The following is a 23565-nucleotide window of genomic DNA, read 5'->3' on the forward strand; positions in this document are numbered from 1 at the left end:
GGGCACGGTCCGGTGTCAGGGTCAGGCGGCAGTCAGCACCAGTCCGCTGGTGGGCACGCCGGTTCCGGCGGTGACGATCACCGCTGCGGCGTCGTCGACCTGGTTCACCGAGGTGCCGCGCAGTTGGCGAACTCCTTCGGCGATGCCGTTCATGCCGTGGATGTAGGCCTCGCCGAGTTGCCCGCCGTGGGTGTTCAGGGGCAGCCGTCCGCCCACTTCCAGGGCGCCGGGTTCCCGGACGAAGTCCTTGGCCTCGCCGCGGCCGCAGAACCCGAGTTCCTCGAGCTGCAGCAGCGTGTAGGGCGTGAAGTGGTCGTAGAGGATGGCGACGTCCATGTCGTCGGGACGCAGTCCCGACTGTGCCCACAGCTGCCGCCCGACGAGTCCCATCTCGGGGAGCGCGGCGAGTTCGTCGCGGTAGTAGCTGGTCATGATGAACTGGTCGTCGGCGCTGCCGGCCGCCGCCGCCGCGATCATCGCGGGCCGGTGGGGCAGATCGCGGGCCCGCTCGGCGGACACCACGACCACCGCGACGCCGCCGTCGGATTCCTGGCAGCAATCGAGCAGATGCAGGGGCTCGGCGATGAAGCGGGAACTCTGATGGTCGTCGAGCGTGATCGGCTTGCCGAAGAAGAAGGCGTTGGGGTTGCACGCCGCATGTTTGCGGTCGACCACCGCGATGCGCCCGAAATCCTCACTGGTGGCGCCGTATTCGTATTGGTAGCGCTGCGCCACCATCGCGACGAACGCCGCCGGGGTGGACAGTCCGTGCGGATAGCTGAAGGCGTTGTCGGTGCCCGACGAGTTCTCCTGGTTGGCCACCGCGGAATTGACCTGACCGAAACGCAGTCCGGAGCGTTCGTTGAACGCCCGGTAGGCCACCACCACATCGGCCACGCCGGTGGCCACCGCCATCGCGGCCTGCTGCACCGTCGCGCACGCGGCGCCACCGCCGTAGTGGATACGCGAGAAGTAGGTGAGGTCACCGATACCGACCGCTCGGGCCACGGCGATCTCGGCATTGGTGTCCATGGTGAAGCTGACCAGGCCGTCCACGTCGGCAGGTGTGAGGCCCGCGTCGGCGATCGCGGCGGAGACGGCCTCGGCGGCCAGTCGTAGTTCGCTGCGTCCGGAGTCCTTGGAGAAGTCGGTGGCGCCGATCCCCGCGATGGCGGCCTTACCCGACAAGCTGTTGCCCGACAGGCTCATCGGTGTGCTCCGATCGTGAGGGTGACGGTCGAGATGACGTGCTTGCCGAGACTGTTGGCGCCGGTGACCGCCACGGTGACGAGTTCGTCGTCGACGGCGGTGACCTCGCCGGTGAAGGTGACCGCGTCGTAGGCGTACCAGGGCACGCCGAGTTTCAACGCGATCGACCGTATCCGCGCCGACGGTCCGGCCCAGTCGGTGACGAAGCGTTCGACGAGTCCGGTGTCGGTGAGGATGTTGACGAAGATGTCCCTCGAGCCCTTGGCCTGTGCCAGATCGCGGTCGTGGTGCACATCCTGGAAGTCGCGGGTGGCCAGCGCGGTGGACACCACGAACGTCGGTGTCGCGTCGATCGTCAACGGCGGCAGCTGGGTTCCCACGACCACCGTCGATGCCACGCCGGCGGTCATCGCCGCGCCTCCGCGGAGCCGGCCCGCGCCACGGGGCGCCAGGCGTAGAGCGTCCACGCGTCGGTGCCCGCGTCGGCGTCGGCGGGGAAGTCGAGAAAGGTGACCTCGACGGGCATGCCGATCTCGACGTCGCCGGGTTCGACGTCGCGCAGTTCGCCGAGCATCCGCACGCCCTCATCGACTTCCACCAGCGCCACCACGAACGGGAGCGTACGGCCGGGCACCTTGGGCGCACGATGCACCACGTAGCTGTAGACGGTGCCGGTCCCTTGTGCGACCACGAAGTCGGTCTGCGGATACGTGCCATCGGGGTCGCGCGGCTTCCACGTGGCGGGCACCGGCGGATGACGCAGGGTGCCGTCGGCGGTCTGCTGAATTCGCAGTTCGTGCGCCGCCACGCCTTCCCAGAAGAACGCGGTGTCACGTGAGACGCTCGGCCGCAGCATCCGGGTGGGGTCGAGATCTTGGTTGAGCTTGTCCCCCTGCTGGTTGAGCTCGTCCCCCCGCTGGTTGAGCTTGTCGAAACCCTCGGCGGCCGGCGGCCGGAACTTGAGGATGCGGAAATTCATCTCGGCGACCACCTCGTCGCCCACCGACCACGTGTTGCGAGTGGTGAAGAACCAGCCCTCCCCCAGCGCCGTGTTCTTGGGCCCGGTCACGTCGAGGAGTTCACTCGACAGCGAGACCTGTTCACCCACCTCGAGATATCGGTGATAGGTGGTGTCGCAGTTCGTGGCCACCACCGAGGTGTAGCCGGCCTCGTCGAAGAGTTCGCTTGCCCGGCCGAGCGGATCGTCGGCGGCGCGCACACCGTGCAGCCCTCGCATGGTCCACACCTGGGCCATCGCGGGCGGCGCGACGATGCCGGGATGACCGGCGGCACGCGCTGCGTCGGCGTCGACGTAGACGGGATTGCGGTCCCCCATCGCCTCCACCCAGTTGTTGATCATCGGCGTGTTCACGGGGTCTCGCCCGGCCACCGGGGCACTGGCTCCGGCGTCGATGAGTATCTGTGCGGCGGAGCGGATCTCGGCGGCGGAGACGGCGTTCATCGCTTGGCCCGCGGCAATCCGAGACCCGCGGTGGCGATCATGTCCCGCATCACCTCGTTGACCCCTCCACCGAACGTGATGACCACGTTGCGCTTCTCCTGCACATCGAGCCACTCCACCAGGGCCGCGGTCTGCGGGTCGGTGAAATCACCGTAACGGCCGACGATCTCGTCGACCATCCGGCACACCATCTGCACCCGTTCGGTGGCGAAGACCTTGGTGGCCGCGGCGTCGGCCATGGAGATGGCCTCGCCGGTGGAGGCGACCTGCCAGTTCAGCAGTTCGTTGATCCGTGCGTACGCGTCGATCTGCGCCAGCGTGCGCCGCACATCGGGTTGCTTGACGATCGCCGTGCCGTCCGGTCCCGCCTGCGCGGCCCACCGGCGGACCCGGGCCGCGAGTCCCTCGATCCGTCCGGCGGGGCCGAGCATCACCCGTTCGTGGTTGAGCTGCGTGGTGATGAGCTTCCAGCCGTCGCCTTCGCCGCCCACCCGCATCCCGACCGGCACCCGCACGTCGTTGTAGTAGGTCGCGTTGACGTGGTGGGCGCCGTCGGCGGTGATGATCGGTGTCCAGCTGAAGCCCGGATCGGAGGTGTCGACGATCAGAATCGAGATGCCCTTGTGCTTGGGCACGTCCTTGTCGGTGCGCACCGCGAGCCAGATGTAGTCGGCGTCATGGCCTCCGGTGGTGAAGATCTTCTGGCCGTTGACCACGTAGTGATCGCCGTCGAGAACGGCCGAGGTGGTCAGCGACGCCAGGTCGGTGCCGGCCTCGGGCTCGGTGTACCCGATCGCGAAATGCACCTCACCGGAGAGGATGCGGGGCAGGAACCTCTCCTTCTGTTCCGGTGTGCCGTACACCTGCAGTGTGGGCCCCACGGTCTGCAGGGTCACCGCGGGCAGCGGCACGTCGGCGCGGACTGCCTCGTTGGTGAAGATCTGCTGTTCGATCTCGCCGAAACCCTTGCCGCCGTATTCTTTCGGCCAGCCGACACCCAGCCAGCCGTCACGTCCCATCTGTCGGATCACCCTGCGATAGGCGGCGCCGTGGCGGTCGGTGACCATCTCCGCGGCGTCGGACGGTTCGATCAGCGTCGAAAAGTATTCGTGCAGTTGTGCTTTCAGCGCCTTCTGATCGTCGGTGAGGTCAATGAACATCGGCGAGCTCCCCCAGGTCGGCCAATTCGTCGAGTCGCGCGTCGCCACCGCCGACGAGTCGGGCCAGGTCTTTGGCGATGGAGAAGTAACGGTGCAGCGGATAGGTGATGTCGACGCCGATACCGCCGTGCAGGTGGGTCATGGTGCGCATGGCGGCGGGGATCTCGGCAGCAATCCAGTACGTGCCGATGCCCAGGTCATGGTCGGCGTCACGCCGCTGTGACAGACGCCAGGCCGCCGACGTGGCGGCCAGGTGCAGCGACCGCCCGACGACGTAGATGTCGGCGAGTTGCTGGCCCACTGCCTGGAACAGCGCGATGGGTTTGCCGAACTGGTTGCGCTGGGAGACGTGCTCGGCGGTGAGCCGGGTGGCACCGGCGACGAGGCCGTCGGCGTAGGTGCACAGCGCGACGCGGTAGTAGTCGCGCAGCACGGCGATGTCGGCGGTCAGCAGGTCCGCATCGTCGACGGCGACGTCGTCGAAGCGCACCGTGAACTCCCCCCAGCCGCTCGACGCGGGGGTACGAACCACGCTCACGCCGGAAGAGGTCGGGTCCACGGCGATCACGCCGGCGTCGGCGGCGACGAGCAGGGCATCGGCCCCCTCCGCGTGCAGCACACCGGTTTTGGTGCCGTTGAGCCGTCCGTCGCGCAGGGTGGTGTGCGGCGTGACGGTCAGCGTGTCGCCGGGTTCACCGAGGGCCACCGCATGCCGGCCGCCGCCGGTCAGCGTGCGGCCCCAGCGCGCCCACGGTCCATCCGCGGCGCAGTCCGGGTCGACCGCGTCGAGTACCAGGGCCGATGTCACCGATCCGATGGCCGGGGTGACCGCCGCCGACTCCCCCAACCGCCGCAGCATCGGCGCGACGTCGCAGACGCCGAGGTCGTCGCCCCCGAACGCCGCGGGTAGCGGCAGCGCGACCAGACCGGCATCGACCACCGCCCGCCACAGGACGGTGTCGAAACCACCGGGCACCGCGTCGTCGAAACCGTCGTCGGTGAAGCGATCGGCCCAGTCGGGGCGATGCCGGGAGAGCACGTCGGCGGCGACGTCGGCCACCGCCGTGGCCGCGGAATCGAGCGCAAAATCCACCCGTATCCTCCTCGTCGGAGCGGAACAGAACTAGAACTTGTTCTAGTTGTATCAGACCGGGCGGGCCGTGTGTCCTCAACGGCCCATGATCTGCAGTTTTCGCCGCATGGCGACTCTCAGCCGCGGGGCAGTCCGAGAATGCGTTCGGCGGCGGCCGTGCGCAGGATCTGGGTGGTGCCACCGGCGATGGACAGACAGCGGTTCTGCAGGAGGAGGTCGCCGGCATCGGATGCCACAAGTCCCTCGGCGCCGAGGAGATCCTGCCCGAATGCGGGCACCGATTGCCGATGCGCCACCCCGATGAGCTTGCGCACACTCGACAGCGCACCCGGGTCCAGCCCTTGGACCCGCCGGGCCACCGACCGCGCGTCGAGGACCCGGCCGATGTGGGCGTCGGCGACCAGGTCGCCGAGCCTGCGCATCTCACCGGCGTCGAGGGCGCGAGAAGAGTCCGCGAGTTGCCGCAGCAGCGCGTCCATCTCCTTGCCGAGACCCGATCCGCCCATGGCGACCCGTTCGTTGGCCAATGTGGTGCGTGCCAGGCGCCAGCCGGCGTTGACCTCGCCGACCACGCAGTCGTCGGGCACGAACACGTCGTCGAGGAACACCTCGTTGAAGTTGGCCTGTCCGCTCAGTTCGCGCAGTGGCCGGATGACGATGCCCGGCGTGCTCATGTCGACCAGGAAGTAGGTGATCCCCTTGTGTTTCGGCGCCTCGGGGTCGGTGCGCGCCAGGCAGATCCCCCACTGCGCGTTGTGCGCCTGCGACGTCCAGATCTTCTGCCCCGACAACAGCCAGCCGCCGTCCGCCCGGGTGGCGCGGGTGCGCAACGACGCGAGGTCGGAACCCGCTTCGGGCTCACTGAACAGCTGACACCAGACGATGTCGCCTTCGAGCGTGGGCACCACGAACCGGTCACGCTGCGCGTCGGTGCCGTGATCGAGGATCGTCGGCACGGCCCAGGCGCCGATCACCAGGTCCGGCCGCTCCACGTCGGCGGCCTCGAACTCGCTGTCGATGAGGAGTTGCAGCGCCGGACTCGCGCCGAGTCCGTAGGGCGGCGGCCAGTGCGGGGCCAGGTAGCCCGACCGGGCGAGCTTCCCGCGCCGGCCGACGGGGTCGGTAGCGGCGACCTCGGCGACGGCGGCCCGCACTTCCGCGCGGCGCTCCTCCACCGTCGACAGGTCGACGTCGAAAGTGATCCGGACACCGTCGAATCCACATCGGGCGAGGTCGGCGCGCTGCCGGGTTGCCGCACCCACTGCGGCGCGCGCGGCCACCGCCGACCGCAGGTACAGATGCGCGTCGTGTTCGAAGGTGAAGCCGATGCCGCCGAGCACCTGGACGCAACCCTGCGTGACGCGTACCGGCAGGTCGGCGGTGAGCACGTCGGCGGTGAGCCGGCTCATCGTGAGCTGATCCAGCAGGTACTCCGGGTGGTCGGCCGCGGCGAACCGGTCCAGGGAGCCGGCGAGATCCCATGCCGCGGACTCGATCTGCTCGGTGTCGCACAGCATGTCGGCGCAGAGGTGCTTGACCGCCTGAAACGAGCCGATCGGAGCCCCGAACTGGGTGCGCACCTTGGCGTAGGCGACCGCGGTGTCGAGCGCCCAGCGCGCCACGCCGCTTTGATACGCGGTGCGACCGCACGCCAACGCCCCGACGAGCATCGGCCCGTTCGGGCAGGCGATCAGGTCGTCGGCAACCAGTCCGGTGATGGAGACCCGCGACACCGACGCCGTGCCGTCGATCACCGCCTGCGGCATCACCTCGCGCACACCGGCGCCGGGCGGCACGATCCAGAACGACCCCCGGCGCCCCGGCACCGCGGCGCACACCAGCACCACCAGGTCGTCGTCATATCCCGCGACCGGACCGAGATCGAGCCGCCCGTCGAATTCGGGTACCTCATCCCACGCGGTGAGCCTCGCGGGCACCACCGCCGGCCGCTCGCCGCCGATCACCTCGTCGAGCAGTTCCGGTGCGCGCGGGTCGTCGGACGCCGACAACGCGACCGCTGCGGCCACCGTGGCGACGATCGGCCCGGGCACCAGCCTGCGGCCGCATTCCTGCAGCATCGCCGCCACATCAGCCCAGCTCCCGCCGAGTCCACCGCATCTTTCCGGCAGCGCCGTCGCGAACACCCCGAAGTCTCCGAGCTGGCCGAACAGCTCGCGCCACCGGTCACTCGGCTTCTCCAGATCGGCACGGACGAGTTCGGTGGTGCGGAGGCGATCGGCCCAGGACGAGATCGACGTACACACCGCGATCTGTTCGGGAGAGGTGGCTAGCGTCACTCTGAATCCTCTGCATGTCGAGTTGTGACCAGGAAATAGAACCTGTTCTAATATGCCATGGGTGGGTGTCGGCAACCACCCGCCGAACCGAGGAGATCTCACGTGACGATGGTGCGAACGCATGGCCCGGCAGACAGCTGAGGAGAACGTGTCACCGGAGGGCGCCACGGCGCGCACCCCGGTCGGCTCGGCCGGGGAAAGCGGTTCGGCCGCGCAACGTGATCGCCGTCGACGCATTCTCGACGCGACCTTGGCGCTTGCCTCCAAGGGCGGGTACGACGCGGTGCAGATGCGCACCGTCGCCGACAAGGCCGACGTCGCCGTGGGTACTCTCTACCGCTACTTCCCGTCCAAGGTGCATCTGTTGGTGACCGCGCTGGCGCGCGAACTCGAACGGGTGGAGTCCCGCGTCGACCGCTCGCAACTGCGCGGCGACAACGCGATCGAGCGTCTGCGGCACGTCCTCGACATGATCACCTTTGCGATGCAACGGGATCCGCTGCTGACCGAAGCGATGACCCGCGCGTTCATGTTCGCCGACGCGTCGGCGACCACCGAGGTCGATCAGGTGGCCTCGATCATCGACCGGTTGCTGGCCGGGGCCATCGTCGACGAGGGTGAACCGACCGACGAGGACCTGGCGATCGCGCGTGTGCTCGCGGACGTGTGGATGTCGAATCTCGTGCAGTGGCTGACCCGGCGCGCCTCGGCCACCGACGTCACCAATCGTCTCGAACTGACCGTGCGACTACTACTGAAGAGCCGGGTGGAGGAGTAACGCCCGGCGCTCAGCGGGTGGAGGGTTTCTTCGACACGGGCTGCGGCGCCGGCTTGGGCGCGGGCTGCGGCCGCAGGTCGGCCTCGATCAGCGGCCAGGTGTCGTGCAGATCCTTTTCCCAGTACGCCCAGGAGTGGGTTCCGTTGGGCCGCAACATCACCGTGTTCGGGATGCGTAGCGCACGCAGGCGCTGCGTCATCTGCTGGGTGCAGTTGTTCACCGCGGCCTCGATCAGCCCGCCGAGGGCCACCTGGTTGGCCAGGGTCACCGGGTCGCCGGCGATCAACGGCGAGCTGAGCTGATCGTAGGGCCCGGGCAGTCCGCTTCCACTGGTCATGTAGACCTTGGTGCCCCGCAGTCTGGCCGCATTGATGTAGGGATCGTTGGCACGCCACCCCGGCCCACCGGGCACACCCCACATGTTGACGATGTTGCCGCCGCCACGGTCGCCGACGACCATCCGGATGTATTGCATGCCCAGGGGATCGCTGGTGCGCGCGCATCCGCTGTAGGCCGCCACGGATTTGTACAGACCGGGCGCGGCGATGGCGAGGTTGAGCACCGAGGTGCCTGCCATCGAGATGCCCGCGATCGCATTGGCCTTGGTGGTCTTGAACTCCTTGTCGATCAACGGCGGGAGTTCCTTGGTCAGGAACGTCTGCCACTTGTTGCGGCCGAGTACCGGATCGTCGCGCTGCCAGTCGGTGTAGTACGAGAACGCACCGCCGATCGGGGTCACCACGTTGACGTTCTTGTCGGCGAAGAACTGCGCGTACGAGGTCTTCGCGGCCCAGGTCGCCGAATCCTCGCCGCCGCCGGCGCCGTTGAGCAGATACAGCGTGGGAACCGGTTTGCCGGTGTCCTTGGGATGCAGCACGGTGACGGGAATCGGCTTGTTCATCGACGCCGAGTAGACGATGAGGGTGCTCTGCAGGGGCGAATCGTGCACCACGGTCTGGATGCTGGAGACCGACGGGATGGGGCCGGCCGGCGACGGGTCGGCGGCCGCGACGCCGCTGAGCGTGCCGGCGCCAACCGTCACCGCGGACAGCGCCGCGAATGCTCCCACACGGCGAATCCATCGCTTACTCACATCTGCCCCTTTAGTCACATTCGTAACATCAGTCTCAGATGTTACTCAGGGCGCTCGTGGCTCGACAAACCCGGACGGAGGTCGTTAGGCAGTTGTGACCGCGACGCTCGGGCTATACTCTATTTTCTATAGAGTTTACGGAAGGAGTCCCCGTGCACACCCTGTCCACCGAAGAGAAGGCCATCGTCGAGATCGTCCGCGACTTCGTCGACAAGCAGGTCCGTCCGGTGGTCCGCGACCTCGAGCACGCCAACACCTATCCCGAGGCGCTCATCGAGCAGATGAAGGAGATGGGCGTCTACGGGTTGGCCATCCCCGAGCCCTACGGATTCGCACAGGTGTCGATGCCCTGCTACGCGCAGGTCACCGAGGAACTCGCGCGCGGCTGGATGAGTCTTGCCGGTGCGATGGGCGGGCACACCGTGGTGGCCAAGCTCATCCTGACCTTCGGGACCGACGAGCAAAAGCAGAAGTACCTGCCCCGCATGGCGACCGGAGAACTGCGCGCCACCATGGCGCTCACCGAGCCGGGCGGCGGCTCCGACCTGCAGGCCATGACGACATCTGCCCGCCGCGACGACGACGAGTACGTGATCAACGGGTCCAAGACGTGGATCTCGAACGCCCGCAAATCCGGCCTGGTGGCGCTGTTGTGCAAGACCGATCCGCACGCCCGGCCGGCGCACACGGGCGTGTCGATTCTGTTGGTGGAGAAGGTTCCCGGATTCACCGTCTCCCGCGACCTACCCAAGCTCGGCTACAAGGGCGTGGAGAGTTGTGAACTCAACTTCACCGACGCCCGCGTCCCGGCCGATGCCGTGCTCGGCGGCACCGAGGGCCGCGGCTTCGCACAGATGATGACGGGGCTCGAGGTGGGCCGGATCCAGGTCGCGGCGCGCGCCACCGGCGTCGCCAGGGCCGCCTTCGACGACGCACTGCGCTACGCCCAGGAACGCGAGAGTTTCGGTGTGCCGATCTGGAAACACCAAGCGGTGGGAAACATGCTGGCCACCATGGGCACAAAGCTCGCCGCGGCACGCAGCCTGCTCCTCGACGCCGCCGAACGGGTCGGATCAGGCCGGCGCTCGGACATGGAGGCGGGCATGGCCAAACTCTTCTGCTCGGAGACGGCCATGCGGATCGCTCTCGACGCGGTCCGAATCCACGGCGGCTACGGCTATTCCACCGAATACGACGTGGAGCGCTACTTCCGCGACGCTCCGCTGATGATCGTGGGTGAGGGCACCAACGAGATCCAGCAGAACGTGATCGCCAAACAGCTCGTCGCCCGCGGCGGGCTCGCCATTTGACCCATCAACCCAATAACCTTCTCTCCCGGAGGTGATCTGATGCTCCCGCTCCAGGGCGTGACGGTGCTCTCCCTCGAGCATGCGGTCGCGGCGCCCTTCGCCACCCGGCAGCTCGCCGACCTCGGCGCCCGGGTGATCAAGGTCGAGCGACCCGGCACCGGCGATTTCGCGCGCTACTACGACGAATCGGTCAACGGGCTCGCCAGCTACTTCGTCTGGCTCAACCGGTCCAAGGAGTCGATCGCGCTCGACGTCAAGAGCGAACGTGGACGGGCGATACTCCACGACCTCGCCGACCGGGCGGACGTGATCGTGCAGAGTCTCGGACCGGGTGCCGCCGACCGGCTCGGATTCGGCGCCGACGCCATCCGGGCCCGTAATCCCCGCACGATCACACTCTCGATCACCGGTTGGGGCAGCACCGGCCCCTGGGCCGACCGCAAGGCCTACGACCTGCTGGTCCAATGCGAAACCGGGCTGGTCTCGATCACCGGAACCCCCGACGACGTCGCGAAGGCCGGCGTCTCGGTCGCCGACATCGCAGCCGGGATGTACGGCTTCTCCGGCGTTCTGGCCGCGCTCTATCAACGACAGGTCACCGGCGAGGGCGCGCACATCGAGGTGTCGCTGTTCGAGGCGCTGGCCGAATGGATGGGCCAGCCCGCGCACTTCACCGCCGGTGCCGGCCATCAACCCGGGCGCTTCGGCGCCCAGCACGCCACCATCGCGCCGTACGGTCCGTTCACCGCGGCCGACGGTCACGTCTTCTTGCTTGCCATCCAGAACGAGCCTGAGTGGCATCGTTTGTGCGAGAACGTCTTTGACGACCCGGGCCTGGCGTCCGACCCGTGCTTCGGATCGAACACGTCACGGGTGGCCCATCGTGATCAGATCAACGAGAAGGTGCAGGCCCACGTCGGACGGTACTCGTCCGACGAGTTGTCGGACCGCCTTGGCCGGGCGCGCATCGCATTCGGCGGCGTCAACACCGTCACCGAGTTCCTCGACCATCCGGTGCTCTCCGCCCGGGATCGGTGGCGCAGCGTCGACACCGAGAACGGCCCGATACGCGCGTTGCTCCCGCCGATCGACCTGGGTGCCGACCCGCGCATGGATGCGGTCCCGTCACTCGGCGCCGACACCGTCTCCATCGCACACGAACTCGGCCTCGCCGACGCCGACATCGCCGGCCTGGCGGCCGACGGAGTGCTCGGCATCCCCGACCGCGACACACCTCCTGTGTCCACCCCCAGCCCCCTGTCCGCCACGAACCCGGGAGAACGCCGGTGACCGACACCCGCACTTCGCTGACCGATTACCTCACGTCGTGGTCGCCGGAACCGGTGGTCGAGGCCGACGACCTCGATCCGGCACAGGCGACGCGACTCGCCGTCACCCTGGATCTCGGCGACACCTTCACTGCGGGAGGCGAACTGCCGCTCCCGTGGCAGTGGATCTTCTTTCCCGACTGGCCCGCAACCGCAGCGCTGGGCGTCGACGGGCATCCCGCCGACGGCCACTTCCTGCCGCCGATCCCCGACCGCCGACGCATGTTCGCGGGATCGACCATGTCGGTGTCGCAACCGCTTCGACTCGGCGAACCCACGCAGAAGCGGTCGAGCCTGCTGGACGTCGTCGAAAAGCACGGCCGTACCGGCGACATGCTGTTCGTCACCGTGCGCAGCGAATACTCCCAGGGCGGTGCCGTCCGGCTCATCGAGGACCAGAACCTGGTGTACCGCAGCGATTCCGGATCGTCTCGGCCGTTCACCCGGGAGATCGAGGAGCTCGGCGCCACCGACCGGCCCTGGACCGCCGAGCCGATCCCCACCGCCGCGCTGTTGTTCCGGTATTCCGCGCTCACCTCCAACGCGCACCGCATCCACTACGACCGGCCCTATGTGACCGGGGTCGAGGGATACCCCGACCTGGTGGTGCACGGACCACTGCTGGCGACGTACCTGGCGGAGCTCGCTCGCGCACACAATCACGGTGTGTCGTTGCGTCACTTCGACTTCCGGCTGCGCAAGCCACTGTTCCTCGGTGACCGGTTCCGGGTGGTGGGACATCCCGAGGGCGACGGGGCCGACCTGCGGGTTGTCAGCGGCGCCGACACCGTCCACGTCACCGCGCACGGGACCTTCTGATGGCCGCCGACGAACCTGGTCCCGACGATCTCGACACCGCCCGGACGTTTCTGTTCGTGCCGGGCAACCGTCCGGAGCGCTTCGCCAAGGCGGAGGCCGCCGGAGCCGACGTCGTGGTGATCGACCTCGAGGACGCGGTGGCCCCAACGGACAAGGTGTCCACGCGCGACCACGTCGCCGGGTGGCTCGCGGCCGGTCACAGCGCGGTGATCCGGGTCAACGCGGCGACCACCGAATGGCATCGCGACGACGTGGCGCTCGCCGCGCGGTTCGGAGCGGCGACCCTCGTGGCGAAGGCGGAGTCGGCCGAGTCGCTCGCCGACATCGCCGCGGCGACCGCCGCGCCGGTGATCCCGCTGGTGGAGACCGCGGTGGGACTCACCCGCTGCGCCGACCTCGCGCAGGTGAGCGGCGTGGCGCGGATAGCTTTCGGCGCCATCGATTTCGCCGCGGAACTCAGGGTCGATCCCGACGACCGCGAGGCGTTGCTGTTCGCCCGGTCGTCGCTGGTGGTGGCATCGGCGGCAGCCCGGATCGGTAGTCCCGTCGACGGGGTCACCACCGCGTTGCGCGATCCCGGTCGGCTGACCGACGACGTGCGCTATGCCGCCCGGATCGGGTTGCAGGGCAAGCTGTGTATCCATCCGGCGCAGGTCGAGGTGGTGCACGAGTGCCTGGCTCCGTCATCGGAGGAGGTGGCGTGGGCCGAGCGGATCGTGGATGCCGTGGCGCGGTCCGACGGCTCCGCTATCGCGGTCGACGGTCAGATGGTCGATCCGCCCGTCGTCGCCCGTGCCGAGCGCATTCTCGCGGCGGCCCAGCGTTGACCGAATACCACCAGATCACCCGCACCGCCGACGGCACGCGTCTCGCCGTACAGGTGCGCGGCACCGGGCCGGCGTTGTTGCTGCTGCCCGGGCAGGCCAACACCCATCGCTGGTGGGACCGCACCCGCGGTGATTTCACCCGCGATCACACCACCATCACCTTCGACTACCGCGGCACCGGCGACAGCGATTCACCCGACGGCCGATACAGCACACCACAGTTCGCGCAGGACGCGATCGCGGTACTCGACTCCCTTTCCATCGGCCGGTTCGATGTGTACGGCACGTCGATGGGCGGTCGGACCGCGCAGTGGATCGCGATCACCGCGCAACCGAGGTTGCGTCGACTCGTGCTGGGCTGCACCACATCCGGCGGTCATCACGCGGTGGAACGCGCACCGGAGATCCGTCGTGCGCTCGCCGGTCCGGATGCCGCGGCGGTGATGACCGACCTGATGTACACACCGCGGTGGCAGGCCGAACACCCCGGTCCCTACCAGGTTCTCGGCGATCCGACGATGAGCGACCGGGCGCGGCGTGCCCACCTGCGCACCAGCAACACCCATGACGCGTGGGGCAGACTGCCCGAGATCGCCGCGCCGACACTGATCCTGCACGGCACCGACGACCTGTTCGCGCCGGCCGTCAACGCCGATATCCTCGCCGAACGCATCCCCGACGCGCGGGTGCACCTGTTCGACGGCGCCCGCCATGGCTACTTCGACGAATGCCGGGACACCGCCGGCCCGATGGCGCTGGAGTTCCTCGCCGGTTGATCGATCAGCTCTTCCGGTGGGCTGCAAGCAGATGTCCGGCGTTGCGGATGTGCGCCGACATCGCGGCGCGGGCGGCGTCGGGGTCGCGATCACGCAGGCTGTCGATGATCGCGCGGTGGTCGGCGGCCGATGCCTGCGGCCAGCCCTCGACCGACGCGAAGAACCGTCGCGGCGCATAGTTGAGCGACCCCTTGATCATCCAGGACAGCTTGGGCGAGTCGGCGGCGCGATAGACGATCCGGTGAAACTGATGGTTGAGGAGCTCCACCTGATCGAAATCGTTTGCGCGAGCACACTTCTCGAGATCGGACTGGATGCGTTCGAGTTCGTCGAGATCGTCGCCGGTGATCCGGGTGGCCGCCCGCGCCGCGAGTTCGCCGGCCAGCAGGGCCTGTCCGGTGAACACGTCCTCGACGTCGGTGCTGCTCAGCGGCGCCACCACGAAGCCGCGGCGCGGCTCCACCCGCAGCAGCCCCTCGCTCTGTAGCGAGAGCAGTCCTTCACGCATCGGGGTGGCCGAGATGTCGAGTTCGGCGGCCATGCTCTCGGGCCGGATGAACTCCCCCGGCGCGAGCCCGCCGGAGACGATGAGTTCGCGGACATGCTCGGCCGCCTCGTCGGACAGTCGCGGCCGACGCCGGCGGCGCGGTCGGGCCTCCTCGCTCATGGCACGAAATATAGTCTATTGAGCGGTTGGGTCCACAAAAGTTGGCGACGCCACGGCCGCACGTGCGGCCGCAGCAAGTGATTCGTGAATCCAGGCGGGTTCGACAACGCGGAACGCGATGTCGAACCGTGCCGCCCAGAGCGTTCGTTCCGCGCGGCGACGGTCACCGAAGTGCAAGACGACTCGAGCGGCGTGCTCGCCGCCGGCGGCGACGCCGGTCACGGCGATTCCCAGATCGGTGAAGCGTGCCACATCACCTGGTGCGCAGTCGATCACCACATCCAGCGACTCGAATCCGGCCCGGAACTCGGCACGTCGACGTTGCCAGATCTCGTCGAGGTCGACATCGTCGGCTCGCTCGGCGGGGACGTCGAGAACGGTGACGTCGCTGATCCGTGACACCCGGTACATGCGCTCTGCCCCAGCAACATTCGCCACGAGGTACCAGGTGTCGCCGGCGACGATCAGACCCACCGGGTCGACGATGCGCTCGACGGCCGATGCCGAACCCGGGCGTCGATAGTCGAGCCGCACCCGCCGGCCGTCGAACACCGCCTGCTGCAGAGGACCAAGCGCGTCGAGTGGCGCCGGTGCGCGGACGAATCCCTCGGGGCGCACCAGCACGCGCTGCGCCGCGCGCATCGCATCGGGGCGGTAGGCCTCGGGCAGGGCGGCCGCGATCTTGCGCATCGCACTCGAGAGCGCCGACGACTCGAGGCGCCCGCCCGCGGCGAGGAGCGCGGCCGCCTCATCCGGGGTGAGTCCGGTGAGGTCGGTTCGGTAGCCGGGGACCAGCGCGACGCCGCCGTGGCGGCCACGCTCGGTGTACACGGGCACCCCCGACAGCGACAGTGCGTCGATGTCGCGCAACACCGTCCGCTCGGAGACGTCGAGTTCGGCGGCGATTCGCGCCACCGTCATCCGCCCATGCGTCTTCAGCAGCATGATCAGGTTCAGGAGGCGTTCGGCCCGCATGTCGGAAATTCTCCACGAATACATGACAGAAGGTGTCATGTATCAGCGATTCACTGGGTTCTGCACGCGCTCCGACCCGTCCGAAAGGCTCACCATGACTCAGCCCGCCGATCCCCGACCGTTCTACAAGACGGCCACCTCCTGGATGGCCGACCTGCTCGCCAGCGTCGATGATGATCAGCTCGGCAACCCCACGCCCTGCACCGATTTCGACGTTCAGACCCTGTCGGCACACATCGTCGGTACCGCGCGCCGGGCCGTGGCACTCGGCGCGGGTATCGACGTCACCAGCGTGCCGTCGATCGCCGACCGCCACGATGCCGTGTCGTATGCGAAGGCAGTGGCCGAGGCCATCGCCCTGTGGAGCGACGACGCGAAGCTGTCGGCCATGGTCACCGTGCCCTGGGGTCAGGTGCCCGGCGCGGGCGCGCTGTGGGGCTACGTCAACGAGACCCTCGTGCACGCCTGGGATCTCGCCGAGGCCACCGGACAACCCGCCGAAGGTGATCCGGAGGCGGCAGGCGTCACACTCGCGGTGGCCCAACGGTTCATTCCGGCGGAGATCCGCAATGATCCCGGTGTGCCGTTCGCGCCCGTCGTCGAGCCTCGACCCGACGCGGGACCCACCGAGCGTCTGGCGAACTGGTCCGGACGCTCGGCGGCCTGGCGGTAGCCGCCTCCAGCATCGGAGTGGACCCACAGACTCGGGGCCTACGCTGGGTCTGATGACCGACGACCGCATGCGCACCGAGCCCTCGCGCGGTGTGGTCGCGGATGCGCCGTCGGCGTCGGGCGCGTTCGCGTCGCTGTCGGTATACAACTACCGCCTCTATTTCACCGGCCAGGCCGTATCGCTCATCGGCACCTGGATGCAGGCCACCGCGCAGGCGTGGCTGGTGCTGACACTGAGCGGCTCGACGTCGACCCTCGGCGTGATCGTCGCCCTACAGGCGGTGCCGATCCTCGTGATCGGGCCCTACGCGGGGGTGGTGGCCGACCGGGTAAATCGTCGGACGCTCATGATCGCCTTGCAGTCGGTGATGGGGGTGCTGGCGGCTGTGCTGGCCGTGCTCACCTTCGGCGGGTGGGTACGGGTGTGGCAGATTGCCGTACTCGCGCTGCTTCTCGGCCTCAACAACGCCTTCGAGAATCCGGCGCGTCAGGCCTTCATCCACCAGATCGTCGGCACCGACCTGATCCGCAATGCGGTCACCCTGAACTCGGTGATGGTCAACGCGGCCCGGTCCGTCGGGCCCGCGGTGGCCGGTGTGCTGCTCGCGGCAGCGGGCGCCGGGTGGTGTTTTGCGATCAACGCGGCCAGCTTCGTCGCGGTGGTGGCCTCTCTGGCGATGATGCGGACCGCCGAGATCACCGAGGAGCAGCCCGTCGCGCGGGCCAAGGGCCAACTGCGCGAGGGATTGCGTTACGTCGCCGACAAACCGGTCCTCTGGGTGCCGCTACTGATGATGGGTCTCGTCGGCACCCTCGCCTACGAGTTCCAGGTGTCGCTGCCCGCGGCGGCCAGGGACGTCTTCGACGGTGGCCCGCAAGCGTTCGGTTTCATGACCTCGTCGATGGGGGTCGGGGCGGTGGTGGGCGGTTTGATCGTCGCGGCGCGCGGCACCACCGGTCTGCGAACCCTCGTCATCGCCTCCACCGGATTCGGCGTCACCATCGCACTGACCGCGGCCGCGCCGACATTGTGGATGGCGATCGCCGCCCTGTTCTTCGTCGGCTGGCTGAGCGTGTCCTTCATGTCCACGGGCAATGCCACACTCCAGCTGAACTCCGAACCGCGGATGCGCGGTCGGGTGATGTCGCTGTGGTCGGTGGCGTTCATGGGTTCCACCCCGATCGGCGGGCCACTGATCGGGTGGATCATCGAGGTCGCCGGTGCCCGGGCCGGGCTGGCAGTGGGCGCCGCGTCTTGTTTCATCGCTGCCGGGCTCGGCGCGACCGTGTGGTGGAGACGATCGCGCACGGCGACCTGAGGCGTCCGCGGCACAAAACACGGTGTAGCGTGCCTGACGTCCGGCTTGTGAATTCCGCGGAAACGGAGGGTGAGCGATCGTTAGCACGACCACGGATCGCGCCCCGGAACCCGAGGAACCCCGCGAAACGGATAAACACGACATTCGTGCGGAGAGTCCGCAACCGATGACCGCCACCCGGCGCGACAAGCACCTGTACCAGATCGATCTCGTACGGCTGGTCACCTTCGGCGGCGTGATCCTCGATCACGTCATGATCATCACGACCGCCGCCACCAGCGTCGCCGCCGGTGCGGTGGAGGTGTTCCTCCGATACACCCGCTACGGCTTCTTCGCCCTGACCGGCTTCGTCCTCACCTACCAGTACCGCAATCGTTCGCTCGATCCGATCCCGTTCTGGCGGCGGCGTTTCAAACTCATCGGGCTGCCGTTCGTCACATGGACGCTGTTCTACTGGACCTACGGGCGGTACCGCATCGACGGACTCGCGACACTCAAAGGCGTTGTGGCCGACCAACAGTCGATGATCACCGCAGCCAAGAGTATCGCCTACGATCTGGTGACCGGCAACGCGATGTATCACCTGTACTTCTTGTCGGTGAGCATGCAGATCTACGCCGTGTTCCCGCTGATCCTGGTGATCCTCAAGCGTACGTGGGGTTTTCATCGCTACCAGTTGGCGGTGAGTTTCGCGATCCAGGTGGCGCTGATGTACTTCATGGTGCGCCCGGTGCCCAGAATCTTCGCCGACGGTCCCGCACATGTGCTGTGGACCCACCTGGTGATCACGATCTTCCCGTATCAGTTCTTCATTCTCGCGGGCTGTGTGGCCGCCATGCATTACGAGGCGTTTCAGGCGTTCGTGATCCGGTGGCGGTGGCAGCTGCTGACCCTGTGCGCGGCGACCGTGGTGGGCACACTGATCTACTACCTCTACCTGACCTCGAACGGCACCTCGGTGGGACGGGCCACCAACGTGTTCCTGCCGCACAACGTGTTCGCATTCATGGCCATCATCGTGATCCTCTACTGCCTCGGCACCATCTGGCAGCAGCGCCGCACGCCGGGCTCGATACCCGACGCCGTGTTGCGCACCGCGTCGGACCGGTCGTTCGGGATCTATCTGGCCCATCCCCTGGCGCTGAGCGCTCTCTACCCCGCCATCAACATCACGTCGTGGCCGGGTTTTCCGCGGGTGCTGCTGGCCTACACCGCGACGGTCGCCCTCACCGTGTTCGTGGTGGAGGTGCTTCGCCGCAGCCCGATCAGTCTGATCACCACCGGTCGCAGCCGCATCGACTGGCGCTCGCAGAATGCGCTGCGCTCGCTGCTCGTCGCGGTCGCGTCGATCGCGGTGGGCGCGCTGCTGCGCGGCGTCTTCGGCCTGTGGGTGGGGAATCTGCTCGCCGTCACCGGAGCGCTGCTGGCGGTCTCGGCGCTGATCGTCGCGTGGCATCAGTACCGGCACCGCGACCACGAATACGTCGAGCAAGCCGTCTGAGATTCCCGTCGAGCGTGCCCGGATCCGCGTCGAGCGTGCCCGGATTCGCGTCTAGCTTGCCCGGATTCGGGGTCGAGCGTGCCCGGATCCGCGTCGAGCGTGCCCACCGGGTGACCTCGTCGTCTGTGTAGATCACTCGAGAGCGGTGTCGCCGACGACGCGAGCACGATGTATGTGAAAATGTCTGTCGTGTCCCGTCGCCATCTGCACCGCGGTCTCATTGCGGTCGCTGCTCTCGTCGCGGCCGCGGCCGTCGTGCTGCCCGGCAGTGGGGGCGGAACGCCCGGACCGACGATGAAGCCGGCCGTCCGGGCTGCCGCGGAGACGCCGGCGAAGTATGTCGCCCTGGGTAGCTCCTATGCCTCGGGTCCCGACGCGTCCCCGGGCCCGGAGGGCGGATGCCTGCGTACCGCCGACAACTATCCGCACCAGGTCGCGCGCGCACGCCACATGCAGCTGGTGGACGCCACATGTTCTGGTGCGACGACTGCGAACATCGTCTCGGTCCCACAGAAGTTCATGCCGAGCCCGCAGATCGACGCCGTGACGCGCGATACCGCGCTGGTCACCATCACCACCGGCGGCAACGACATCGGCTACATCGCACGACTGATCACGATGAGCTGCCAGACCGTCCTTGACGGCATCATTCCGGGGACAGCACCACGCGGATGTGCCTTCGGCCGGGAGCCGGCGCCAGAACCCGGCCCGGCTCGCTACGCCGCCGTGCAACGCGAGATCGTCGACACCATTCACGTGGTGCGGCAGCGCGCGCCGCGAGCCGAGGTGGTCCTCGTCGACTATCCGCCCGCTGTAGTGGCCGGGGGTTTGCCCTGCGCACTGCTGCCGCTGAACCCCGATCAGATCGCGGAAACCGTACGGATCTTCGACGCACTCGCCGCGGCGACGGCTCGCGCGGCGCAGGAGACCGGAGCGACCCTGGTGAAGGCGTCACGTGCGGGAGCCGCGCACACCGTCTGTTCGGCGCAACCATGGCTGCGTGGGTTTGCCCCGCCGATCCCGTATCACCCCGACGAAGCCGGCAAGACCGGCGTCGCCGACCTGGTGGTCGACGCCCTCGGCGGACCGCGGAGCTGAGCACCCAGCCCGCCGGTTGAGCATCGCCGCTGGTTGAGCATCGCCGCTGGTTGAGCTTCCCCGCTGGTTGAGCTTCCCCGCCGGTTGAGCTTCCCCGCCGGTTGAGCTTCCCCGCTGGTTGAGCATCCCGCCCGCTGGTTGAGCTTGTCGAAACCACCGCCCGCGGGCACGCTCAACCCCGAAGCGGGCACGCTCAACGCGGAAGTGGGCACGCTCGACCCAGATGTGGGCACGCTCAACGCGGAAATGGGCACGCTCAACGCGGAAGCGGGCACGCTCAACGCGGAAATGGGCACGCTCAACGCGGAAATGGGCACGCTCAACGCGCACACGACGGCGGCGGCACCCCGATGGGTGCCGCCGCCGTCGTCGATCGCTCGCGCGCTGAATCGACCGGGCTAGCTCACGTCGCCCTGGGTGTCGCCGGCCTTGGTCAGCTCGGCCGGAGCGTCGGGCAGCTCGCGGGGCTTCTCGGAGCCGGTGAAGGTGAACTTGGCACCGTCCCCGTCGCCCTCGCCGTCCCAGTTCTCCACGTCCACCAACACGATCTGACCCGGGGTCAGCTCGTTGAAGAGGATCTTCTCCGAGAGCTGATCCTCGATCTCACGCTGGATGGTGCGACGCAGCGGCCGAGCACCGAGCACCGGGTCGAAACCGCGCTTGGCCAGCAGCGACTTGGCCCTGTCGGTGAGCTCGAGCGCCATGTCCTTGTTCTTCAACTGCGTCTCGACCCGGTTGATCATGAGGTCGACCATCTGGATGATCTCCTCCTGAGTCAGCTGGTGGAAGACGATCACGTCGTCGATACGGTTGAGGAACTCCGGACGGAAGTGCTTCTTGAGCTCGTCGTTGACCTTGAGCTTCATCCGCTCGTAATTCGACGTCGAATCGTCGCCCTTGGTGAAGCCCAGACCCACGGCCTTGGAGATGTCGGAGGTACCGAGGTTCGAGGTGAAGATCAGCACGGTGTTCTTGAAGTCGACCGTGCGGCCCTGACCGTCGGTGAGGCGGCCGTCCTCGAGCACCTGCAACAGCGTGTTGTAGATCTCCGAGTGGGCCTTCTCGATCTCGTCGAACAGCACCACCGAGAACGGCTTGCGGCGCACCTTCTCGGTGAGCTGGCCACCCTCTTCGTACCCGACGTAGCCGGGAGGCGCACCGAACAGACGCGACGCGGTGAACCGGTCGTGGAATTCACCCATGTCGATCTGGATGAGCGCATCGTCCTCACCGAAGAGGAAGTTGGCCAGCGCCTTGGACAGCTCGGTCTTTCCGACACCCGACGGGCCGGCGAAGATGAACGAGCCGGACGGACGCTTGGGGTCCTTCAGACCCGCACGCGTACGGCGAATGGCCTTCGACACGGCCTTGACCGCATCCTCCTGGCCGATGATCCGCTTGTGCAGCTCCTCCTCCATGCGGAGCAGACGGGTGGTCTCCTCCTCGGTGAGCTTGAACACGGGGATACCGGTCCAGTTGCCCAGCACCTCGGCGATCTGTTCGTCGTCGACCTCGGCCACGACGTCCATGTCGCCGTTGCGCCACTGCTTCTCGCGCTCGGCACGCTCGTTGACGAGTTGCTTCTCCTTGTCGCGCAGGCTCGCGGCCTTCTCGAAGTCCTGTGCGTCGATCGCGCTTTCCTTCTCCTTGCGGGCCTCGGCGATCCGCTCGTCGAATTCGCGCAGGTCTGGCGGTGCGGTCATCCGGCGGATGCGCATGCGCGCGCCCGCCTCATCGATGAGGTCGATCGCCTTGTCCGGCAGGAAGCGGTCGTTGATGTACCGGTCGGCCAGGGTGGCGGCGGCGACCAGCGCGCCGTCGGTGATCGACACCCGATGGTGGGTTTCGTAGCGGTCGCGCAGGCCCTTGAGGATCTCGATGGTGTGCTCCACCGACGGCTCGCCCACCTGGACGGGCTGGAAACGACGCTCGAGGGCGGCGTCCTTCTCGATGTACTTGCGGTACTCGTCGAGCGTGGTGGCACCGATGGTCTGCAGCTCACCGCGGGCCAGCTTCGGCTTCAGGATGCTGGCGGCGTCGATCGCACCCTCGGCGGCACCCGCGCCGACGAGCGTGTGCAGCTCGTCGATGAACAGGATGATGTCGCCGCGGGTGTTGATCTCCTTGAGGACCTTCTTGAGCCGCTCCTCGAAGTCACCGCGGTAGCGGCTGCCGGCGACCAGCGAACCGAGGTCAAGGGTGTAGAGCTGCTTGTCCTTGAGGGTCTCGGGCACCGCACCGTTCACGATGGCCTGCGCGAGACCCTCCACGACGGCGGTCTTGCCGACGCCGGGCTCGCCGATCAGCACCGGGTTGTTCTTGGTGCGGCGCGAGAGCACCTGCATGACCCGCTCGATCTCTTTCTCGCGTCCGATGACCGGATCGAGTTTGCCCTCGGCCGCGGCAGCGGTCAGATTTCTGCCGAACTGGTCGAGCACGAGCGAGGTCGACGGGGTGCCCGACTCACTGGTCCGGCCGCCGGTGCCCGCCTCCTGCGGCTCCTTGCCCTGGTAGCCGGACAGGAGCTGGATGACCTGCTGGCGGACCCGGTTGAGGTCGGCGCCCAGCTTGACCAGCACCTGAGCGGCCACACCCTCACCCTCACGGATGAGGCCGAGCAGGATGTGCTCGGTGCCGATGTAGTTGTGTCCGAGCTGCAGCGCCTCACGCAGCGACAGCTCGAGGACCTTCTTGGCGCGCGGAGTGAAGGGGATGTGCCCCGACGGTGCCTGCTGCCCCTGGCCGATGATCTCCTCGACCTGGCTGCGGACACCTTCCAGGGAGATACCCAGCGACTCGAGCGCCTTGGCGGCCACGCCCTCGCCCTCGTGGATCAGACCCAGCAGGATGTGCTCGGTCCCGATGTAGTTGTGGTTGAGCATCCGCGCCTCTTCCTGGGCGAGGACCACAACCCGGCGTGCGCGGTCGGTGAACCGTTCGAACATTGTTCTCCCTCACATTGCTAGCGCCCCGGCCGTCGTTGAGAAAACCGTCAGGTGGCGACAACTGCGGTGGTGTCGGATAGACGACGACCAGCGTGTGCTCCACTCTAGTGGTCGCGTGGTGTGCACCTGCAGTTAACGCCCGGTCGGTTCTGATCGGATTTCCGTCTCACCGGGGTCTGCGGGGTACAACCGCCCAGCACAGGGCCATGTTCCGCGTCGGGGGGCACTGCGCTACG

21 protein-coding genes are annotated in these 23565 nt (G+C 67.8%); 11 read left to right on the top strand and 10 right to left on the bottom strand.

Annotation, left to right across the window (positions count from 1 at the left end; genetic code table 11):
* Positions 1-21: 21 nt before the first annotated feature.
* From ACWDTD_RS04470 to ACWDTD_RS04495, 6 genes are all read right to left on the bottom strand, one after another.
* Positions 22-1209, bottom strand: a complete 1188-nt coding sequence (locus ACWDTD_RS04470) for a lipid-transfer protein (RefSeq protein WP_449745841.1) — start codon at positions 1207-1209, stop codon at positions 22-24.
* Positions 1206-1619: a MaoC family dehydratase gene (locus ACWDTD_RS04475; RefSeq protein WP_449745842.1), complete on the bottom strand. Its 414-nt coding sequence runs from the start codon at positions 1617-1619 to the stop codon at positions 1206-1208. Before ACWDTD_RS04475 ends, ACWDTD_RS04470 begins: the two co-directional genes overlap by 4 nt.
* Positions 1616-2671 carry a bifunctional MaoC family dehydratase N-terminal/OB-fold nucleic acid binding domain-containing protein gene (locus ACWDTD_RS04480; protein WP_449745843.1) on the bottom strand — a complete coding sequence of 352 codons (1056 nt, stop codon included), beginning with the start codon at positions 2669-2671 and terminating at the stop codon, positions 1616-1618. Before ACWDTD_RS04480 ends, ACWDTD_RS04475 begins: the two co-directional genes overlap by 4 nt.
* Positions 2668-3831 carry an acyl-CoA dehydrogenase family protein gene (locus ACWDTD_RS04485; protein WP_449745844.1) on the bottom strand — a complete coding sequence of 388 codons (1164 nt, stop codon included), beginning with the start codon at positions 3829-3831 and terminating at the stop codon, positions 2668-2670. Before ACWDTD_RS04485 ends, ACWDTD_RS04480 begins: the two co-directional genes overlap by 4 nt.
* Positions 3821-4924: an acyl-CoA dehydrogenase family protein gene (locus tag ACWDTD_RS04490; protein WP_449745845.1), complete on the bottom strand. Its 1104-nt coding sequence runs from the start codon at positions 4922-4924 to the stop codon at positions 3821-3823. Before ACWDTD_RS04490 ends, ACWDTD_RS04485 begins: the two co-directional genes overlap by 11 nt.
* A gap of 116 nt (positions 4925-5040) precedes the next feature.
* Positions 5041-7221 (bottom strand): acyl-CoA dehydrogenase family protein, encoded by a 2181-nt coding sequence (locus ACWDTD_RS04495; protein ID WP_449745846.1) that lies wholly within the window; start codon positions 7219-7221, stop codon positions 5041-5043.
* Positions 7222-7342: 121 nt separating this feature from the next.
* On the opposite strand from ACWDTD_RS04495, the gene kstR reads away from it, so the two are divergent.
* A complete protein-coding gene (kstR, locus tag ACWDTD_RS04500) occupies positions 7343-7999 on the top strand; it encodes a cholesterol catabolism transcriptional regulator KstR (RefSeq protein WP_449745847.1) in 657 nt (218 codons plus the stop codon).
* Between the two features lie 10 nt (positions 8000-8009).
* Here the strand turns inward: kstR and ACWDTD_RS04505 are convergent, their stop codons facing one another.
* Entirely contained in the window at positions 8010-9050 is a 1041-nt protein-coding gene (locus tag ACWDTD_RS04505) for an alpha/beta hydrolase (protein ID WP_449745941.1), read from the bottom strand.
* Between the two features lie 194 nt (positions 9051-9244).
* Here ACWDTD_RS04505 and ACWDTD_RS04510 point away from each other — a divergent pair, with 194 nt between their 5' ends.
* From ACWDTD_RS04510 to ACWDTD_RS04530, 5 genes are read left to right on the top strand one after another with little or no spacing between them, the layout of a single operon-like run.
* Positions 9245-10402: an acyl-CoA dehydrogenase family protein gene (locus ACWDTD_RS04510; RefSeq protein WP_449745848.1), complete on the top strand. Its 1158-nt coding sequence runs from the start codon at positions 9245-9247 to the stop codon at positions 10400-10402.
* Between the two features lie 39 nt (positions 10403-10441).
* A complete protein-coding gene (locus tag ACWDTD_RS04515; protein ID WP_449745849.1) occupies positions 10442-11692 on the top strand; it encodes a CaiB/BaiF CoA transferase family protein in 1251 nt (416 codons plus the stop codon).
* Positions 11689-12549: an FAS1-like dehydratase domain-containing protein gene (locus ACWDTD_RS04520; protein ID WP_449745850.1), complete on the top strand. Its 861-nt coding sequence runs from the start codon at positions 11689-11691 to the stop codon at positions 12547-12549. Before ACWDTD_RS04515 ends, ACWDTD_RS04520 begins: the two co-directional genes overlap by 4 nt.
* On the top strand, positions 12549-13376 hold the full coding sequence (locus ACWDTD_RS04525) for an HpcH/HpaI aldolase/citrate lyase family protein (RefSeq protein WP_449745851.1): 828 nt from the start codon (positions 12549-12551) through the stop codon (positions 13374-13376). Before ACWDTD_RS04520 ends, ACWDTD_RS04525 begins: the two co-directional genes overlap by 1 nt.
* The gene (locus ACWDTD_RS04530; RefSeq protein ID WP_449745852.1) at positions 13373-14152 is read left to right on the top strand and encodes an alpha/beta fold hydrolase; all 780 of its coding nucleotides are present in this window, start codon (positions 13373-13375) and stop codon (positions 14150-14152) included. Before ACWDTD_RS04525 ends, ACWDTD_RS04530 begins: the two co-directional genes overlap by 4 nt.
* 4 nt (positions 14153-14156) lie before the next feature.
* Here the strand turns inward: ACWDTD_RS04530 and ACWDTD_RS04535 are convergent, their stop codons facing one another.
* Together ACWDTD_RS04535 and ACWDTD_RS04540 are read right to left on the bottom strand one after the other, a co-directional pair.
* The gene (locus ACWDTD_RS04535; RefSeq protein WP_449745853.1) at positions 14157-14819 is read right to left on the bottom strand and encodes a GntR family transcriptional regulator; all 663 of its coding nucleotides are present in this window, start codon (positions 14817-14819) and stop codon (positions 14157-14159) included.
* Between the two features lie 15 nt (positions 14820-14834).
* On the bottom strand, positions 14835-15794 hold the full coding sequence (locus tag ACWDTD_RS04540) for a helix-turn-helix transcriptional regulator (RefSeq protein ID WP_449745854.1): 960 nt from the start codon (positions 15792-15794) through the stop codon (positions 14835-14837).
* 94 nt (positions 15795-15888) lie between these two features.
* Here ACWDTD_RS04540 and ACWDTD_RS04545 point away from each other — a divergent pair, with 94 nt between their 5' ends.
* From ACWDTD_RS04545 to ACWDTD_RS04565, 5 genes are all read left to right on the top strand, one after another.
* The gene (locus ACWDTD_RS04545; RefSeq protein WP_449745855.1) at positions 15889-16467 is read left to right on the top strand and encodes a TIGR03086 family metal-binding protein; all 579 of its coding nucleotides are present in this window, start codon (positions 15889-15891) and stop codon (positions 16465-16467) included.
* 52 nt (positions 16468-16519) lie between these two features.
* Positions 16520-17785 carry an MFS transporter gene (locus ACWDTD_RS04550; RefSeq protein WP_449745856.1) on the top strand — a complete coding sequence of 422 codons (1266 nt, stop codon included), beginning with the start codon at positions 16520-16522 and terminating at the stop codon, positions 17783-17785.
* Between the two features lie 166 nt (positions 17786-17951).
* Positions 17952-19286 (top strand): acyltransferase, encoded by a 1335-nt coding sequence (locus ACWDTD_RS04555; RefSeq protein WP_449745857.1) that lies wholly within the window; start codon positions 17952-17954, stop codon positions 19284-19286.
* A 180-nt stretch (positions 19287-19466) separates the two neighbouring features.
* On the top strand, positions 19467-20384 hold the full coding sequence (locus tag ACWDTD_RS04560; RefSeq protein WP_449745858.1) for an SGNH/GDSL hydrolase family protein: 918 nt from the start codon (positions 19467-19469) through the stop codon (positions 20382-20384).
* 144 nt (positions 20385-20528) lie between these two features.
* A complete protein-coding gene (locus ACWDTD_RS04565; RefSeq protein ID WP_449745859.1) occupies positions 20529-20786 on the top strand; it encodes a hypothetical protein in 258 nt (85 codons plus the stop codon).
* On the opposite strand, the gene ACWDTD_RS04570 is transcribed toward ACWDTD_RS04565, so the two are convergent.
* Positions 20783-23329 (bottom strand): ATP-dependent Clp protease ATP-binding subunit, encoded by a 2547-nt coding sequence (locus ACWDTD_RS04570; protein WP_449745860.1) that lies wholly within the window; start codon positions 23327-23329, stop codon positions 20783-20785. The two genes, ACWDTD_RS04565 and ACWDTD_RS04570, sit on opposite strands and share 4 nt — an antisense overlap.
* Positions 23330-23565 lie beyond the last annotated feature (236 nt).

The sequence above is a fragment of the Gordonia sp. NPDC003425 genome (assembly GCF_053588635.1).

Excerpts from the sequence above, each read along its gene's own strand:
- ACWDTD_RS04470 (WP_449745841.1), bottom strand. The coding sequence starts at position 1,209 with ATGAGCCTGTCGGGCAACAGCTTGTCGGGTAAGGCCGCCATCGCGGGG.
- ACWDTD_RS04475 (WP_449745842.1), bottom strand. The coding sequence starts at position 1,619 with ATGACCGCCGGCGTGGCATCGACGGTGGTCGTGGGAACCCAGCTGCCG.
- ACWDTD_RS04480 (WP_449745843.1), bottom strand. The coding sequence starts at position 2,671 with ATGAACGCCGTCTCCGCCGCCGAGATCCGCTCCGCCGCACAGATACTC.
- ACWDTD_RS04485 (WP_449745844.1), bottom strand. The coding sequence starts at position 3,831 with ATGTTCATTGACCTCACCGACGATCAGAAGGCGCTGAAAGCACAACTG.
- kstR (WP_449745847.1), top strand. The coding sequence starts at position 7,343 with ATGGCCCGGCAGACAGCTGAGGAGAACGTGTCACCGGAGGGCGCCACG.
- ACWDTD_RS04515 (WP_449745849.1), top strand. The coding sequence starts at position 10,442 with ATGCTCCCGCTCCAGGGCGTGACGGTGCTCTCCCTCGAGCATGCGGTC.
- ACWDTD_RS04525 (WP_449745851.1), top strand. The coding sequence starts at position 12,549 with ATGGCCGCCGACGAACCTGGTCCCGACGATCTCGACACCGCCCGGACG.
- ACWDTD_RS04535 (WP_449745853.1), bottom strand. The coding sequence starts at position 14,819 with ATGAGCGAGGAGGCCCGACCGCGCCGCCGGCGTCGGCCGCGACTGTCC.
- ACWDTD_RS04540 (WP_449745854.1), bottom strand. The coding sequence starts at position 15,794 with ATGCGGGCCGAACGCCTCCTGAACCTGATCATGCTGCTGAAGACGCAT.
- ACWDTD_RS04545 (WP_449745855.1), top strand. The coding sequence starts at position 15,889 with ATGACTCAGCCCGCCGATCCCCGACCGTTCTACAAGACGGCCACCTCC.
- ACWDTD_RS04550 (WP_449745856.1), top strand. The coding sequence starts at position 16,520 with ATGACCGACGACCGCATGCGCACCGAGCCCTCGCGCGGTGTGGTCGCG.
- ACWDTD_RS04555 (WP_449745857.1), top strand. The coding sequence starts at position 17,952 with ATGACCGCCACCCGGCGCGACAAGCACCTGTACCAGATCGATCTCGTA.
- ACWDTD_RS04560 (WP_449745858.1), top strand. The coding sequence starts at position 19,467 with ATGTCTGTCGTGTCCCGTCGCCATCTGCACCGCGGTCTCATTGCGGTC.
- ACWDTD_RS04570 (WP_449745860.1), bottom strand. The coding sequence starts at position 23,329 with ATGTTCGAACGGTTCACCGACCGCGCACGCCGGGTTGTGGTCCTCGCC.